The organism is Cellulomonas algicola, from assembly GCF_003851725.1.
GTDB classification, from domain to species: domain Bacteria; phylum Actinomycetota; class Actinomycetes; order Actinomycetales; family Cellulomonadaceae; genus Cellulomonas; species Cellulomonas algicola.
Window position 1 is genome coordinate 1 of the sequence record NZ_BHYL01000033.1, and the last position, 15,456, is coordinate 15,456.

15 protein-coding genes are annotated in these 15,456 nt (G+C 76.3%); 13 read left to right on the top strand and 2 right to left on the bottom strand.

The window, feature by feature from the left end:
- Window positions 1–10 precede the first annotated feature (10 nt).
- From ssd to CTKZ_RS02110, 7 genes are all read left to right on the top strand, one after another.
- Complete coding sequence (gene ssd, locus CTKZ_RS02080; protein ID WP_124341392.1) at window positions 11–760, top strand: septum site-determining protein Ssd; 750 nt, start codon at window positions 11–13, stop codon at window positions 758–760.
- Window positions 757–2,169 carry a TadA family conjugal transfer-associated ATPase gene (locus CTKZ_RS02085; RefSeq protein WP_235843135.1) on the top strand — a complete coding sequence of 471 codons (1,413 nt, stop codon included), beginning with the start codon at window positions 757–759 and terminating at the stop codon, window positions 2,167–2,169. Before ssd ends, CTKZ_RS02085 begins: the two co-directional genes overlap by 4 nt.
- A 214-nt stretch (window positions 2,170–2,383) precedes the next feature.
- Window positions 2,384–2,896, top strand: coding sequence for a type II secretion system F family protein (locus CTKZ_RS02090; RefSeq protein ID WP_235843136.1), 513 nt, complete (start codon window positions 2,384–2,386; stop codon window positions 2,894–2,896).
- Window positions 2,897–3,243: 347 nt separating this feature from the next.
- On the top strand, window positions 3,244–3,666 hold the full coding sequence (locus tag CTKZ_RS21330) for a type II secretion system F family protein (protein WP_160142803.1): 423 nt from the start codon (window positions 3,244–3,246) through the stop codon (window positions 3,664–3,666).
- Between the two features lie 838 nt (window positions 3,667–4,504).
- Entirely contained in the window at window positions 4,505–4,675 is a 171-nt protein-coding gene (locus tag CTKZ_RS22310) for a DUF4244 domain-containing protein (protein WP_370520939.1), read from the top strand.
- Complete coding sequence (locus CTKZ_RS02105; RefSeq protein ID WP_235843137.1) at window positions 4,672–5,184, top strand: TadE family type IV pilus minor pilin; 513 nt, start codon at window positions 4,672–4,674, stop codon at window positions 5,182–5,184. The genes CTKZ_RS22310 and CTKZ_RS02105 overlap by 4 nt, the downstream gene beginning before the upstream one ends.
- Window positions 5,181–5,561 carry an Rv3654c family TadE-like protein gene (locus CTKZ_RS02110; protein WP_124341385.1) on the top strand — a complete coding sequence of 127 codons (381 nt, stop codon included), beginning with the start codon at window positions 5,181–5,183 and terminating at the stop codon, window positions 5,559–5,561. Before CTKZ_RS02105 ends, CTKZ_RS02110 begins: the two co-directional genes overlap by 4 nt.
- 139 nt (window positions 5,562–5,700) lie before the next feature.
- On the opposite strand, the gene CTKZ_RS02115 is transcribed toward CTKZ_RS02110, so the two are convergent.
- Window positions 5,701–8,385, bottom strand: coding sequence for a DEAD/DEAH box helicase (locus tag CTKZ_RS02115; protein WP_124341386.1), 2,685 nt, complete (start codon window positions 8,383–8,385; stop codon window positions 5,701–5,703).
- A 220-nt stretch (window positions 8,386–8,605) separates the two neighbouring features.
- Here CTKZ_RS02115 and CTKZ_RS02120 point away from each other — a divergent pair, with 220 nt between their 5' ends.
- The 6 genes from CTKZ_RS02120 to CTKZ_RS02145 all read left to right on the top strand — a co-directional run bounded on the left by CTKZ_RS02120 (window position 8,606) and on the right by CTKZ_RS02145 (window position 14,485).
- Entirely contained in the window at window positions 8,606–9,382 is a 777-nt protein-coding gene (locus CTKZ_RS02120) for a LamB/YcsF family protein (RefSeq protein WP_124341387.1), read from the top strand.
- Between the two features lie 93 nt (window positions 9,383–9,475).
- Window positions 9,476–10,261 (top strand): 5-oxoprolinase subunit B family protein, encoded by a 786-nt coding sequence (locus CTKZ_RS02125; protein WP_124341388.1) that lies wholly within the window; start codon window positions 9,476–9,478, stop codon window positions 10,259–10,261.
- The gene (locus CTKZ_RS02130; protein WP_124341389.1) at window positions 10,258–11,193 is read left to right on the top strand and encodes a 5-oxoprolinase subunit C family protein; all 936 of its coding nucleotides are present in this window, start codon (window positions 10,258–10,260) and stop codon (window positions 11,191–11,193) included. Before CTKZ_RS02125 ends, CTKZ_RS02130 begins: the two co-directional genes overlap by 4 nt.
- A gap of 261 nt (window positions 11,194–11,454) precedes the next feature.
- Window positions 11,455–13,287, top strand: a complete 1,833-nt coding sequence (locus tag CTKZ_RS02135; protein WP_124341390.1) for a ribonucleoside triphosphate reductase — start codon at window positions 11,455–11,457, stop codon at window positions 13,285–13,287.
- Entirely contained in the window at window positions 13,287–13,973 is a 687-nt protein-coding gene (locus tag CTKZ_RS02140; RefSeq protein WP_124341391.1) for an anaerobic ribonucleoside-triphosphate reductase activating protein, read from the top strand. The genes CTKZ_RS02135 and CTKZ_RS02140 overlap by 1 nt, the downstream gene beginning before the upstream one ends.
- 173 nt (window positions 13,974–14,146) lie before the next feature.
- A complete protein-coding gene (locus CTKZ_RS02145) occupies window positions 14,147–14,485 on the top strand; it encodes an STAS domain-containing protein (RefSeq protein WP_443090073.1) in 339 nt (112 codons plus the stop codon).
- 72 nt (window positions 14,486–14,557) lie between these two features.
- Here CTKZ_RS02145 and CTKZ_RS21335 read toward each other — a convergent pair.
- A partial coding sequence (locus tag CTKZ_RS21335) for a hypothetical protein (protein ID WP_160142804.1) occupies window positions 14,558–15,456 on the bottom strand: 899 nt, incomplete at its 5' end.

Below are 15,456 nucleotides of genomic sequence, written 5' to 3' on the forward strand. Positions count from 1 at the left end.
GCCGTGGCCGGTGGCGTCGACGCCGCCGACCGCGCGCGGGTGGGCCGCTCCACCGGCGCCACCGGTCTGGCGTGCGCACGTCGTCGGGGTCGTCGGCGCCCGGGGCGGCGCGGGGGCGTCGAGCCTCGCGGCGGCGCTCGCCCGGGCGGTGTCACGCACGACGGCGACCGCCCTCGTCGACCTCGACGGTGGCTGCGGAGGCCTCGACGTCCTGCTGGGTCTCGAGGGTGCGGACGGCGTGCGCTGGCCGGACCTCACGGACGCGCGCGGTGACGTCGACGGGCACGACCTGCTCGCGCTCCTGCCCCGGTGGGGAGCGTGCGCGGTCCTGAGCGCCGACCGCGCCCGGCCGGACCCGCCCGAGCCGGCCGTCGTCGCCGACGTGCTGCACGCGCTGTCGTGCACGGTCGGCGTGCTCGTCCTCGACCTCGACCGGTCCCGGGTCGTCGCCGGCGAGTCCGTCGCGGCGGTGTGCGACACGGTGCTGGTCGTCGCCCCGCGCGACCTGCGTGCGACCGCGGGTGCGCTCGCGCTCCGTCACGTCCTCGACGTGCCGGGCGCTGACGTCGGCCTCGTCGTCCGCGGCCCGGCGCCCGGCGGCCTGGGCGCCTCCGAGGTCGCCGAGGCCGTCGGGCTGCCCGTCCGCGCGGTGCTGCCCGTCGACCGCCGGCTCGCCGCCGGCACCGAGCACGGCGGTATCCCGACCACAGGGCCGTTCGCCCGCGCCGTCCGACGCCTCGCCGCAGGGCTCGCGCGGTGACGGCGGGCGGGCAGGCACCGCGCCGGGCGCTCGTCGACGCCGCGTTCCTCGACGAGGTGCGAGAGCTCCTCACGTCGGGCGCGGTCGTGGGAGGGGTCGAGGGTGCGGGTCCCGGATCCGGTGCGGGGACGGGCCCGCGCGCGGCGACCGACGACGAGGTCCGTGCGGCCGTCGACGCGACCGTCCGCCGGCGCGGCTCGCTCGTGGGGTCGAGCGGTCTCGCCGGGCTGGTCCGGACCGTCCGGGACGAGGTCTTCGGGGCCGGACCGCTCCAGCACCTGCTCGACGACCCCGACGTCACGGACGTGCTCGTCAACGGCCCCGAGGACGTCTGGGTCGAGCACGCGGGCCGGCTGCGCAGGACGGGCGTGCACCTCGGGGGCGTCGACGACGTGCGCGCGCTCGCGGTCCGGCTCGCTGCCGCCGGCGGGCAGCGCCTCGACGAGGCCAGCCCGACCGTCGACGCACGCCTGCCTGACGGCACGCGGCTGCACGCGGTCCTGCCACCGGTCGCGAGCGGGTGCACGCTGCTCAGCCTGCGGGCCGTGCGGGTGCGGGCGCTGTCCGTGGTCGAGCTCGTGGCGGGCGGGACGCTGGCACCCGCGCTCGTGCCCGTCGTCCGGGCGCTCGTGACGTCACGCGCGAACCTGCTCGTGTCCGGTGCCACCGGGTCGGGGAAGACGACCCTGCTCGCGGCGCTGCTCTCGCTCGTGCCACCCGACGAGCGGATCGTCGTCATCGAGGAGTCGGGAGAACTCGCCCCGCGCCACCCGCACGTCGTCCGGCTGCTCGCCCGGCACGCGAACGTCGAGGGAGCGGGCCGCGTCGAGCTCGCCGACCTCGTGCGGCAGTCGCTGCGCATGCGACCCGACCGGGTCGTGCTCGGCGAGTGCCGCGGCGCCGAGGTCCGCGAGGTCCTCACGGCGCTCAACACCGGCCACGACGGCGGGTGCGCGACCGTCCACGCCAACGCGGCCGCCGACGTGCCCGCACGGCTCGAGGCCCTGGCCGCGCTCGCGGGGCTGTCGCGCGACGCCGTGGCCGCCCAGGCTGCCAGCGCGTTCGACGCCGTCCTGCACCTGCGCCGCACCCCCGACGGGACGCGCTACCTCGCCGAGGTGGCGGTCGTCCGCCGGTCGGCGACGGGGGAGCTCGAGGTCGTGGGTGCGCTGCGCGCTGACGCCGCAGGCGTCGTGACCGTCGAGCCCGCCTGGGCGCACCTGTCCGCCCGTCTCGGTCTGCCGGCCACCGGCCCCGTCGGCGCGGATCGCGGGGAGCCGTCGGCGACGGCCGCGCCCCACGGCGCCCGTCCTGCGGGTCCGGCGCGCGCGGGAGCGTCGATCACGGCCCCGACCGTCGACCGGGTCGTTCCCGTCCTCCGACCCGGGGGGAGTGGGCGCGGTGAGTGAGGTGCTGGTCGTGGTCGCGGCCGCCCTCGCCGGTCTGCTCGTCGTGTCGGGCGGGAGGCCGGTGTGCGCCGGTCGGGGCGGCGTGGCAGCGACACCGGCCGAGCCTCGGAGGGCGGCGAGCGTCGGCGCGCTCGAGCGACGCCCTCGTTCGCTCGGCGGGGTCGTCGCCGCGCGTCGGACGCGTGACGCCCGCTCTCGCGACCGAGGTCGCGAGGTGGACCTCGTCGGGGTGCTGCATGACACCGCCGCCCGGCTGCGCAGCGGTGCGCCGCCCGGGATGGCGTGGTCCGACGTCCTCGGGCGGCCCGGGATCGGCGACGTGCCGACCGCCGAGGACGTGGTGGGCAGGGGAGCGGCGCGGCGTCGTGAGGACGTCGCGCGGGCACGCGCGGTCGTCGCCGCGGCGCAGCTCGCCGCCGACCTCGGGGCACCCCTCGCCGACGTGCTGGAGGGCGTCGCGGGTGCCGTCGCCGCGGACGAGGAGCACGACGCCGACGTCGCCACCGCGCTCGCGGGTCCACGCGCGACGGCACGCGTGCTGCTCGTCCTGCCGGTCGCCGGTGTCCTGCTGGGCACGTTGCTCGGCGCCGACCCGCTCGGCGTCCTGACGAGCGGCGGGGTCGGCACGGGGTGCGCCCTGCTCGGCGCCGGCCTGCTCGTCCTCGGCCGGTGGTGGACCGGTCGGCTGCTCGCGCGCACGGTCGCCGCGGGCCGGCTGGCCGCATGAGCGTCCTCGTGCTGCTCGCGGCGCTGACCGTCGCCGTGGCGTTCCGGAGCGGAGCGAGGCCGCGACTGCGAGGGCTCGCACGAGGTGCCCGTGACGCGCGTGTCGCACGGTCGGTACCCGGCGGCGGACACGTCGGTCCGGCACGAGTGTCGCGCGCGCCGGCACGGCCGGCCGTCGACGAGCACGGTGACCCGGCGCGCTCCGTCCGAAGCCGAGGCGGAGGCCGAGGTGGCGGGCGAGGTGCGAGCCCGGCCCCGGGGTCGCACGCCGCCGTCGAGGTCCCCGGCGGCCTGCTGGTCCGGACCGTGGCGGCGGCCGGCCACCAGGGAAGGCAGGTCGAGGTCGACGTGGCCCTCGTGCTCGCCCTCGTCGAGGCCGCGCTCACGACAGGCTCCGCGATCCCGACCGCGCTCGCGGCGGTCGGTCGCGCGATCGGCGGGGTCACGGGGACGGCGCTCGAGCGCGCCGGTTCCGCGCTGGTCCTCGGCGCCTCGTGGTCGACCGCCTGGGCCGGTGCGCCCCCGTCCGTCCGGCCCGTGCGCGACGCGCTCGCGAGCGCGTGGGTCGCCGGCGCACCGCCCGTCCCCGGTCTCCGCGCGCGTGCCGAGCGGCTACGACGTGAGCGACACCGAGCCGTCAGGACCGCTGCCGCGCGGCTCGCCGTGCACCTCGTCCTCCCGCTGGGCGCGTGCTTCCTGCCGGCGTTCGTGCTGGTCGGCCTCGTGCCGATCGTGCTGTCGCTGACCGACGGGCTCGCCCTCGTGCCCTGACACCCCACCGTCGTGCGCTGCCGACAGGGCCTGTGCGCCGAGGGATGGACCACCCGCAGGTCGAGGCCCTCGCAGCCCGACGGCACCTGGGCGAGCCCGCTCGTACCCCCTCCCAGCTCACCGCCACGCCACTCGACGCGGTCGCCCAGCCGGTGCCGCTGCCCGGCCGCGACCGGCTCGTCCCCGTCCCAGTGCGCGCCGACCGGGAGCACAGGGGCGACGAGCGTCGCGGGCTCGCCCACGCGCACGACGACGCACCCGTCCACGCGGTCGAGCACGCCCGCGAGCTGAGCGTCGTCGCCGCCGTCACCCTCGGGCTCGTCGAGCGCGACGTCCGTCGCCGACGCCGTCGGGAGCGCCGACGGGTCGCCGCACGCGGTCGCCACGGCGATCACGACGCCGATCGTCAGGAGCAGGCGGCTTCGTGCGATGCGGTGCCCCCTCCTCGCCCGTTGATCGGCCGTCGACGACCGGAAGCATCGCAGGACCGACGGCCCACGTCTGTCCCTCGTCGGACGTCGTCCGACGAGCCGTCCACAGCTCCGGGCGGGCGTCGTGTCGTCCACGGTCCCGGTGGCTCCGGCACCGGGAGGCCGCGGGGCGAAGCACGGTGGGACGGCCGCAGGGTGCGGCGAGACGGGTCCTCGGCCCGTCGACGAGAGGAGGAACCGTGCGACGGACGACGGATGGCAGAGTCACGACGGAGACGGCGCGCTCGGGGGACGACGAGGTGGCCCGTCCGGTCGCGACGGGCGCGGGAGCGTTGCCGGGCCGGTCAGGCGCGGTGTCGGCCCGGGCACGACGGGGCGTGCGCGCCTGCGGGCAGCTCGGGGCGACCGTGGCGCAACGGGCTCGTCGTCTGGGCGCCGACGCGGGCATGGCGACCGCGGAGTACGCGATCGTCACGCTGGCGGCCGTGGGTTTCGCCGGGCTCCTCGTGGTGATCCTCAAGAGCGGCGAGGTGAAGGGCCTGCTCACGGGCATCGTGCGGCAGGCGCTCTCGCTGTGACCGTCGACGCCGCACGGCCCGACGTGATGACGCGCGAGCGCCCTCGCCTTCGGCCCGCCGTGATCGCCCGGTTCGTCGGTGCCGGAGCGCAGCAGCGAGCCGCGACGAGCGGGGGCGCGACGAGCCGGGCCACGTCGCGGACGGTCGCGTACCGGCAGGCACCGCCCGCCACAGTGCGGGACGCGGGCAGCGTCACGGCGGAGCTCGCGGTCGGGCTGCCCGTCGTCGTGGCGCTCCTCGTGGTCGTGCTGGCCGTCGTCGGGGCCGGGCTGACGCGCGCCCAGTGCCTCGACGGTGCCCGCGCGGGCGCTCGTGCCCTCGCGCTCGGCGAGTCCTCGTCGGACGCCGCCGCGACCGCTCGCCGGGTCGCGGGGGACGGGTCGCGCGTCCGGACGACGCGCGACGGCGAGTGGGTCACCGTCGTCGTCGAGGCGTCGGTGCCCGTCGGTGGGCTGCGGCTCGGCCCCCTGGAGGCCCGGGGGTCGGCGACGGCGCGGGTCGAGCCGTGACGACGCCTGCCGGCGATGGGCGTGATCGGCGTCCGGCCGGCGCCGACGACGGCTCCGTCACCGTCGTCCTGGTCGCGGTCGTCGCGGTCGCGCTCGTGCTCGCAGCGTTCCTCGGCGTCGTGACCTCGGCGCACACGGCCCGGCTCCAGGCGCAGACCGCTGCCGACCTGTCCGCGCTGGCGGCCGCGACCGCGATGCGACGTGGGGGAGACGCCTGCGCGACGGCGGGGCTGGTCGCCGCGCGCAACGGGGCGAGCGTCATCGCGTGCGCGGACGAGGGCGACGGCGTGGTCCGCGTCGGCGCGCAGCGCCGCACGGGCGTCGGTCCTGCCTCCGCGGAGGCGCGTGCCGGCCCGCGGCCGGCGAGCGGCGGGTGAGGGCCTCGGTCGGGCTGACGGTGTCGGGCGCCTCGGTGCCGCGTCGGGTCGACGGCGCCGCACGGTGTCCGACGAGCCCGCTGCTCGGGCGTGGCGGGACGGCGCGGGTGGGCCTGTCGGTCGGCGGTGCGGCGAGGTGTCAGTCGGACTGCGGCGCGTGCGCGAGCACGACGTCGAGCAACCGGACGGCCGCCGCCTTGTCGAGCGGGTTGTTCGCGTTGCCGCACTTGGGGGACTGCACGCAGGCCGGGCACCCGCCCGGGCACGGGCAGGCCGCGATCGCGTCGCGGGTGGCCCGCAGCCACGTCGGCGCCACGCGGAAACCGTGCTCGGCGAACCCCGCACCGCCCGGGTAGGCGTCGTGGACGAACACCGTCGCGTGGCCCGTGTCGGCGTGCAGCGCGGTCGACAGGCCGCCGAGGTCCCAGCGGTCGCACGTCGCGAGCAGCGGCAGGAGGCCGATCGACGCGTGCTCGGCCGCGTGCAGCGCGCCCGGCGCGTCCTCCTCGCCGACGCCGGCGGCCTCGAGCACGTCCGCCGGGGCCGTCCACCAGGCGGCGGCGGTGCGCAGCGTGCGCGGCGGGAGGTCGAGGTCCGTGGCCCCGAGCACCTGGAGGTCAGGGATGCGTTTGCGTTGGTAGCCGAGGACCTGCGTCGTCACGTCGACCGCGCCGAAGCCCCAGGTGACAGGCCCCCACGAGATCTCCTCGTCGACGGAGACGATCTCGGTCGACGTGACCCAGCGCGCCCACGTCCCGTAGTCGACGTCGCGCCGGGTCACGAGCGCCACGCCGTCGTCGAGGTGCAGCTCGTCGACGACGAACGTCGCTCCCTGGTGCACGTAGACGGCGCCGTCGTGGACCGTCGCGTCTGCGGAGGCGGCGTCGACCGTGCCGAGCAGCCGGCCCGTGACCGACTCGACCACGCGGACCGGGTCGCCGCCCGAGCCGCGCAGGTCCGTGAGGCGGGTCGCCGGCTCGGCGTGCGTCCAGTACCAGCCCGACGAGCGGCGGCGCAACGCACCGCGCTCGACGAGCTCGGCGAGCAGGACGGGTGCCTGCGGGCCGAACACGTCGAGCTCGTCGGCGCGCAGCGGGATCTCGGCGGCCGCCGCGCACAGGTGCGGTGCGAGGACGTACGGATTGCCGGTGTCGAACACCGTGGCCTCGACGGGCGTGTCGAAGATCGCCTCGGGGTGGTGCACGAGGAACGTGTCGAGCGGGTCCTCGCGGGCGACCAGCGCGACCAGCCCGTCCGCACCCGCGCGGCCGGCACGGCCCGCCTGCTGCCACAGCGACACGCGCGTCCCGGGCCAGCCCGCGACGAGCACGGCGTCGAGGCCCGAGATGTCGATGCCGAGCTCGAGGGCGTTCGTCGTCGCGAGCGCGCGCAGGTCGCCCGTCCGGATCGAGCGTTCGAGCGCGCGCCGCTCCTCCGGCAGGTAGCCGCCGCGGTATGCGGACACGGCACGCACGAGGTCCGGGTCGACGTCGCGCAGGTGATCCCGCGTCGCGGACGCGACCGACTCCGCGGCACGGCGCGACCGGGTGAAGGCGAGGGTCCGCGCACCGACGACGACGAGGTCGGTCAGCAGGTCCGCGACCTCGGCGGTCGCGGTGCGGCGCGGACCGTCGTGCGGCTCGGTCACCACCCGCTCGCCCGTCCCCGACGGGCCGGACGCCGTCGGGTCGACGACCGCGTCTGCCGTGTGCGCGCGCGCCTCGACGTGCGACGTCCCCGGCGAGGCAGCGGCGAGGTCACCGAGCTCGGACGCAGCGCCGTCCGACCACGCCGACGTGGGCGCGTCGAAGTCCGTCGGCCCGTCAGTCGTCGGGTCGGCGACCGTCCACGGGTCGTCGGGCGCGGGTGGGCCGGGCGCGTCGGGCCGCACCGCGCCCCCGGGCGCCGCGACGGGCGTCGACCACGGGTCCTCGTCCGGGAGCAGGTCGCTCCACGGGGCGTCACCACCGGGGAGCAGCGGTGGCTGCCAGAGGACGAACGTCTTGCGGCCCGCGGGCGACGCGTCCTCGGTCACGGCGGTGACGTCGTCGGCGGGGACGCCGACGAGACGCGCGGCGCTGACCGCGGGGTCGGCCGTCGTGGCCGACGCGAGCAGGAACACGGGCGACGCACCGTAGGACCGGGCGACGCGTTGCAGCCGCCGCAGCACGAGCCCGACGTGCGCGCCGAAGACACCGCGGAACGCGTGGCACTCGTCGACGACGACGTACCGGAGCGCACCGAGCAGCCGCGCCCACCGACGGTGCTGCGGAAGCAGCGCGAAGTGCAGGAAGTCGGGGTTGGTGAGGACGAGGTCGGCGTGCTCCTGGACCCAGCGCCGCTCGTCGAGCGACGTGTCGCCGTCGGCCGTCGCGACGCGGACGTCCCGCAGGGCGGCGGCGCGCAGCAGGTCGTCGAGCGCCGCGAGCTGTCCCGCCGCGAGGGCTTTCGTGGGGCACAGGTAGAGGGTCGTCGCACGGCGGGAGACCGTCTCGATCCGGCCGGGGTCGAGCGTGCGTGCGGCCGCGGAGCCGCGTGCCGCCGTCAGGGCCGGCAGCCAGAAGGCGAGCGACTTGCCCGACCCCGTCGACGTCGACAGCACGGTGTGCCGGCCGGACCACGCCGCGTCGGCGGCGACCGCCTGGTGCGCCCAGGGCTGCTCGACGCCGAGCTGCCGGTAGCCGCGCACGACGTCCGCGTCGGCCCAGGTCGGCCACGGCGCCCGGACCCCCTCGCGTGCCGGGAGGTGGCGGACGTGCGTCAGCCGGTCGGCTCTCCGTCCTCCGGCGAGCAGCGCGTCGAGCAGCTCACCGGTCCGGACCACCGACCCATCCTCGCACCCGCCGACGGGCCGGACGGTGCGGGTGCGGCGACGCCCCGGCAGCGGCGACGGTCGCCGGGGGAGCGACGTCGACGGTCGGGGCGTCACGTGGCCGGGCTCGTGGTCGCTGTGACGACGGCGGACCGCCGCGGCGACGGCCGAGGCGTGTCTCGCCGACCCGCCACGTGCCCCCTCGCCGCCGATGACGGGGGAGGATCGGGGCATGGGTGCGCGCATCGACCTCAACTGCGACCTGGGGGAGGGGCTCGACGACTGGGTCCCCGGTGTCGACGGGCCGGAGTCGCGCCTGCTCGACGTCGTGACGAGCGCCAACGTCGCGTGCGGGTTCCACGCCGGCGACGACCGGGTCATGGCGGCCGTGTGCCGGGCCGCGGCGGAGCGGGGGGTCGCCGTCGGGGCGCAGGTGTCGTACCGGGACCGGGCGGGCTTCGGGCGGCGGTTCCTCGACGTCCCGCCCGTCGTCCTGCGTGCCGACGTCGTCGAGCAGGTGCGCGCGCTGCGGCGGGCGGCGGCCGCGGCCGGCACGCGCGTGTCGTACGTCAAGCCGCACGGTGCGCTCTACAACGCGGTCGTGCACCACGCCGAGCAGGCGACGGCGGTCGTCGACGCGGTCGTCGAGGCGAGCGACGGCGACCCGCTGCCGCTCGTCGGGCTGCCCGGCGCGGTCGTGCTGGACGTCGCCCGGGACCGCGGTCTGCGACCCGTGCGCGAGGCGTTCGCGGACCGCGGGTACCGCGCCGACGGGACGCTCGTGCCGCGGACCGAGCCGGGGGCGCTCGTCGTCGACCCCGACGAGGTCGTGGCGCGCGTGCTCGCGATGGCGAGGGACGGGCGGATCACCAGCGTCGACGGCACCCTCATCCTGGCGGACGCGGAGTCGGTGTGCGTGCACTCCGACACGCCGGGCGCGGTCGTCCTCGCCGCCGCGGTGCGACACGCGCTGGACCAGGCAGGGGTCGCGGTCGGCCCGTTCGTCTGACCGGGCGGCCCTTCGTGCGCCGGTCGACCCGGTCGTCCGACCCGGCGGCCTGTCCGTCTGCCCTCGGTGGCCGCGGCGGGGCAGGATCGGCGCATGACCTCCGCGTTGCACGTCGTGCCGTTCGGCGACGACGCGCTGCTCGTCGAGGTCGCGGACCTCGCCGCGGTGCGGCGGCTGGACGACGCCCTGCGGCGCGCGCGTGAGGGAACCGACGCGTCGGTGTGGGGCGCGGTCGTGGACCAGGTGCCGGCGGCGACGACGGTGCTCCTGCGGACGACGCCGGGGGTGGACGTGGCGGCGCTCGCGGCGGCGGTCCGACGGGTCTGGCGGACCGCGCGCACCGCCGACCACACCGGCGACGCGGAGCCGGCGGACGCACATGGGCGGCGGGGTCTCGGCCAGGTCGTCGAGCTGCCCGTGCGCTACGACGGCGAGGACCTCACCGAGGTCGCGGCGCTCACCAGGCTGACGGTCGCGGAGGTCGTCCAGCGGCACGCCGGGGCGACGTACACGGTCGCGTTCGGCGGCTTCATGCCGGGGTTCGCGTACCTGGTCGGCCTGGACCCGGCGCTCCGGGTCCCGCGACGCGCGACCCCGCGCGAGCGGGTCCCGGCCGGTGCGGTGGCGATCGCGGACGAGTTCGCCGCGGTGTACCCGGCGGCGACGCCGGGCGGCTGGCGGCTGCTCGGCCGGTGCGACGTGCCGCTGTTCGACGTGGCGCGGACTCCGCCGGCGCTGCTGACGCCCGGCTCGCGGGTGCGCTTCGTCCCGGAGTCGCAGCCCGAGCCAAGGCCTGCGCCGGATCCACGGTCGGAGCCAGGGCGGGAGCCGGAGCCTGAGGCGGCTGCGCCCCACGGACCTGCGGCTGCGCCCGCGTGAACGCGCCAGGTGGCGACGCGGCCCGCGGACGTCGGGAGGCCTCGCCGGGCCGCGAGGTCGTCGCCTCCGGGGCCCTCGAGGTGGTCGAGCCCGGGGTCCTCACGCTGATCCAGGACCTCGGCCGGCCCGGGTGGGCGCACGTCGGCGTCGGGCGGTCGGGTGCGGCGGACGCGTCGGCGCTGCGGCTGGCGAACCGCCTGGTCGCGAACGACGAGGGTGCGGCGGGTCTGGAGCTGCTCATGGGCGGTCTGCGGCTGCGGGCGCGCGGGCCGCTGACGGTCGCGTGCGCGGGTGCGCCCGCGCCGGTACGGGTGGGCGGTGTGCCGGTCGGGATGCACGCCCCGGTCGAGGTGCCGGACGGTGCGGAGATCCGCGTCGGCGCGCCGAGCCGCGGTCTGCGCACGTACCTCGCGGTGCGAGGCGGTGTCGACGTGCCGCCGGTCCTGGGCTCGCGCGCCACGGACCGGCTGGGCGGGATCGGCCCGGCACCTCTCGCGACGGGGGACGTCATCCCGGTCGCAGCCCCGCCCGCGGCCTGGCCTCCCGTCGACGTCGCCCCGGTCCGCCCCTGGCCGGAGGGGCCGTGGCGGCTCCCGGTGATGACCGGTCCGCACGCCGACTGGTTCGACGGCGGGCTCGACGCGTTGTGCGGGGCGGACGGGTTCCGGGTGACGCCGTCGTCGGATCGCGTGGCGCTCCGCCTGGACGGTCCGCGGGTCGTGCGCGTCCGGGCGCGGGCGGCTGCGGAGCTGCCGTCGGCGGGTCTGGTCCCGGGGGCGGTGCAGGTGCCGCCGGACGGCCTGCCGGTGGTGTTCGGCGTCGACCACCCGGTGACGGGCGGGTACCCGGTGGTGGCGGTCGTGCGGGCGTCGGCGCTCGGGGTCCTGGCGCAGGTGCGGCCGGGCGAGCCGGTCCGGTTCGTCCGCGGCTGAGCGCTTCGTCGCGACACGCCCCGACCGGCCGTCCCGCACGACACGCCGCACCCCGCGCACCCCCGTGCCGCGACACGCCGCGCATCCGGACGAGTTTTCGCCGCAGGGCCGTGCGTGCGCCCGCGGAGGCGGGACCTTCGTCCCCCGGAGGCCACGTCGTCGGGCATAGAACTGCCACATCTAGTCCTCCGGGGACGCCTCGACCACAACATGTGGGATCGCTGAGGCGGGAGGGCGCCAGGGACGAAGGGGACACCGCACATGACCGAGCAGGTCGTCGTCGAGGTCGGCTCGTCGATCGACGAGTACCTCGACCGCCGCGACTGGCGCGTCAACGCCAACGCCAACCAGGGCTACTCGCTGGGTGGGCTCATCCTCAACACGGCCGGGAAGGTCGTCGCGAACTACTGGCTGAGCCACGTCTACCCGGCCGAGGTGGGCCGGGCGCACCGCGAGGGCGACCTGCACATCCACGACCTCGACATGCTGTCGGGCTACTGCGCGGGGTGGTCGCTGCGGACCCTCCTGCAGGAGGGCCTCAACGGCGTTCCGGGCAAGGTCGACGCACGCCCGCCGAAGCACTTCGGGTCGGCGATCGGGCAGATCGTGAACTTCCTCGGCACGATGCAGAACGAGTGGGCGGGCGCGCAGGCGTTCTCGTCGTTCGACACCTACATGGCGCCGTACGTCCGGCTCGACGGCCTCACGTACGAGCAGGTCCGCCAGGGGATCCAGGAGCTCGTCTACAACCTCAACGTGCCGTCGCGCTGGGGCACGCAGACGCCGTTCACCAACCTCACGTTCGACTGGACGTGCCCGGAGGACCTGCGCGAGCAGGTGCCGTTCGTCGCGGGCGAGCCGTGCGACTTCACGTACGGCGACCTCCAGGCGGAGATGGACCTGATCAACCAGGCGTACATCGAGGTCATGACGGAGGGCGACGCGAGCGGGCGCGTCTTCACGTTCCCGATCCCGACGTACAACATCACGCACGACTTCGACTGGGACAGCCCGAACGCGGACCGGCTGTTCGCGATGACGGCGAAGTACGGCCTGCCGTACTTCCAGAACTTCCTCAACTCGGAGATGAACCCGGGCGACGTGCGGTCGATGTGCTGCCGCCTGCAGCTCGACCTGCGCGAGCTGCTCAAGCGCGGCAACGGCCTGTTCGGGTCCGCGGAGCAGACGGGCTCGCTCGGCGTCGTGACGATCAACTGCGCGCGGCTCGGCTTCCTCAACCCGGGCGACGAGCACGGTCTGTTCGACGCGCTGTCCGGCCTGCTCGACCTGGCGCGCACGTCGCTCGAGCTCAAGCGCACGGTCATCCAGCAGTACATCGACGAGGGCCTGTTCCCGTACACCAAGCGGTACCTCGGCACGCTCGAGAACCACTTCTCGACGATCGGCGTGAACGGCCTCAACGAGATGGTCCGCAACTTCACGGGCGACGCGTACGACCTCACCGACCCGCGCGGGCACGCGCTCGTCGTCCGGGTGCTCGACTTCGTCCGCGCGCGGATGGTCCGGTACCAGGAGGAGACCGGCCATCTCTACAACCTGGAGGCGACGCCCGCGGAGGGCACGACGTACCGGTTCGCGAAGGAGGACCGCCGTCGGTACCACGGCATCCTGCAGGCCGGCACCGACGACCACCCGTACTACACGAACTCCTCGCAGCTCCCCGTGGGCTTCACGGACGACCCGTTCGAGGCGCTGTCCCGTCAGGACGACCTGCAGACGAAGTACACGGGCGGCACCGTCCTGCACCTGTACATGAGCGAGCGCCTGTCGACGCCCGAGGCCGCGCGCGAGCTCGTGCGGCGGTCCCTGTCGACGTTCCGCCTGCCGTACCTCACGGTCACGCCGACGTTCTCCGTCTGCACCCGGCACGGCTACCTCTCGGGCGAGCACCCGACGTGCCCGCGCTGCGCCGACGAGGGCTACGGCGAGGTCGTGTGCGAGGTGTGGACGCGCGTCATGGGCTACCACCGGCCCGTGAGCTCGTTCAACATCGGCAAGAAGGGCGAGCACATGGAGCGCACGCCGTTCCAGGAGCGCGCCCTCGCCGCGGCCGGTGCGGAGCAGCAGGCCTGATGACGGACCGCACGACGACGGCGGCGGCGGACGGGCTCGCGATCGCGGGCCTGACGCCGCTGTCGTCGTGCGACTGGCCCGGCAGGCTGGTCGCGACCGCGTTCCTGCAGGGCTGCCCGTGGCGCTGCACGTACTGCCACAACGCGGCGATCCTCGACCCGCGCACGCCCGGCGTCGTGCCGTGGTCCGACGTGCGGGACCTGCTCGCGCGACGGCGCGGGCTGCTCGACGGCGTCGTCTTCTCGGGCGGCGAGCCCACGCGGCAGGCGGGCCTGGTCGACGCGGCGCGCGAGGTGCGCGACGCCGGCTTCCTGGTCGGCCTGCACACCGGCGGCGCCTACCCCCGGCGGCTCGAGGCGCTGCTGCCGCACGTCGACTGGGTCGGGTTCGACGTCAAGGCGCCCGCGCGCCTGTACCGCGCGATCACGCGGGCCGGGGGCCCGACGACCAGCGCCGACGCGACGTTCAGGTCCCTCGCGCTCGTGCTGGCGTCCGGCGTCGACGTGCAGGTCCGCACGACCGTCGACCCGACCGTCCTGGCACCCGCCGACGTCGACGAGCTCACGGCGACGCTCGCCGGCCTCGGCGTGCGCGACCACGTGCGGCAGGAGGTCCGCCCCGACGGCACGACCGACGAGTACCGGCAGGCCCTCGCGTCGGTGCGACGCGTGCCGTCGGCCGTCTGATCGCGGGCATCCCCTGACGGAGCGCGCAGGTGGGCACGACTCGGGACACGTAGCCCTCGGTGCAGCACGCCGATACCGCCGCCTGGGTGAAAACACGCCGCTCGATGCGCTCGTCGCGGGCCCGTCGGGAATGTTTGAATTTCGGACGAGGGACGGGGGAGCACAGGGTGCGCGTGACCAGCAGGGACGTGGGGACGCGGACTGTCGTGGAGGTCGACGGTGAGGTCGACGTGTCCACGGCGGACGCGTTGCGCGAGTGCGTCCACGACCTGCTCGACCGTGAGCGCACCGACCTCGTCGTCGACCTCGGCCACGTGACCTTCATGGACTCGACGGGCCTCGGCGTGCTCGTCGGGTCGCTCAAGAAGGTGCGCCTGCTGGGCGGGCGGCTCCAGCTCGTCATCTCGACCGAGCGGGTCCGCCAGCTGTTCCGTATCACCGCGCTGCTGCCCGTCTTCACGGTGCACGACACGCTCGACGACGCGCTCACGGACGACGGCTCCGTCGCCTGAGCCCGTCCCGCGGTCCCGGCCCACGGCACCGGCCGGCCGCACGGTCCCTCCACCACGCGACCGGCCGGAGGATCAGCGGGGGGCCAGCACGTAGAAGACGGTCTCCACCCCGTCGACCTGCGACGCCTTGATCTCCACCGTCCACTCGGCGAGCGTCGTCCCGTAGAACGACGCGCCAGGCCCTCGGCCTGCGTCGGGTGCCGACCCGTCGAGGAGAGCTCCCGCGCGCGACACCCGGTCGTCGGCCGGCGTCGCGATCTCGACGAACCAGCCGCCGTCGTCGAGGCGTCGGACGTCGAGCAGCTGGCCCGGGACCAGCGGCACGTCGTCGGGGAAGTCGGCGGGCAGGCCCGAGACGGCCGTCTGGTCGACGACGCGCACGGTCCACGACCGGGAGACGGAACCGACGGGGGCGTCGAGCGGGCCGTCGTCGGGTGCGACGTACACCTCGTAGTCGCCCGCGGGCAGCGCGTCACCGCCGGGGCGGCCCGGCTCGTCGCAGGTGACGAGAGGGACCACCAGCGGGTCCCAGCCGGTCGGCGAGTACGGGATGCCGCCCACGACGGTCTGCTCGATCGACGTCCCGACGACCGTCCCCTCGTGCGCGAGGACGACCCGGACGAACGGTGGGGTCTCGACGTCAGGGCGGGGGACGAGGGGGTACGCCTCCAGGTCGCGCACGCCGCCGAAGGACGGCCACAGCCACACCGACGGACCGATGACGCTGGTCAGGGCCCCCTCGTGCGCGTCGGGGGGCTGGACGGCGACGTTGGCGTCGTCGGTCGTCGCGGTCAGCGTGAGCGCGTCCTCGACCGGGAGGCCGCGCAGCGCGCCGGTGTCGGAGCCGCAGGTTCCCGCCGGTGCGCCCGCGACGGCGGGCGGCAGGACGCTCGCGTCGCGCCCACTGACCTGCACGGCGCCCACGGCGACGGCGCCGGCGGCGCCCACCCCGACCGCGCCGCGCGTGGCGG

What these genes read in the sequence shown, in the direction of transcription:
- CTKZ_RS02120 (WP_124341387.1), top strand. Translation starts at nt 8,606, where the DNA reads ATGGGTGCGCGCATCGACCTCAACTGCGACCTGGGGGAGGGGCTCGAC.
- CTKZ_RS02125 (WP_124341388.1), top strand. Translation starts at nt 9,476, where the DNA reads ATGACCTCCGCGTTGCACGTCGTGCCGTTCGGCGACGACGCGCTGCTC.
- CTKZ_RS02135 (WP_124341390.1), top strand. Translation starts at nt 11,455, where the DNA reads ATGACCGAGCAGGTCGTCGTCGAGGTCGGCTCGTCGATCGACGAGTAC.
- CTKZ_RS02140 (WP_124341391.1), top strand. Translation starts at nt 13,287, where the DNA reads ATGACGGACCGCACGACGACGGCGGCGGCGGACGGGCTCGCGATCGCG.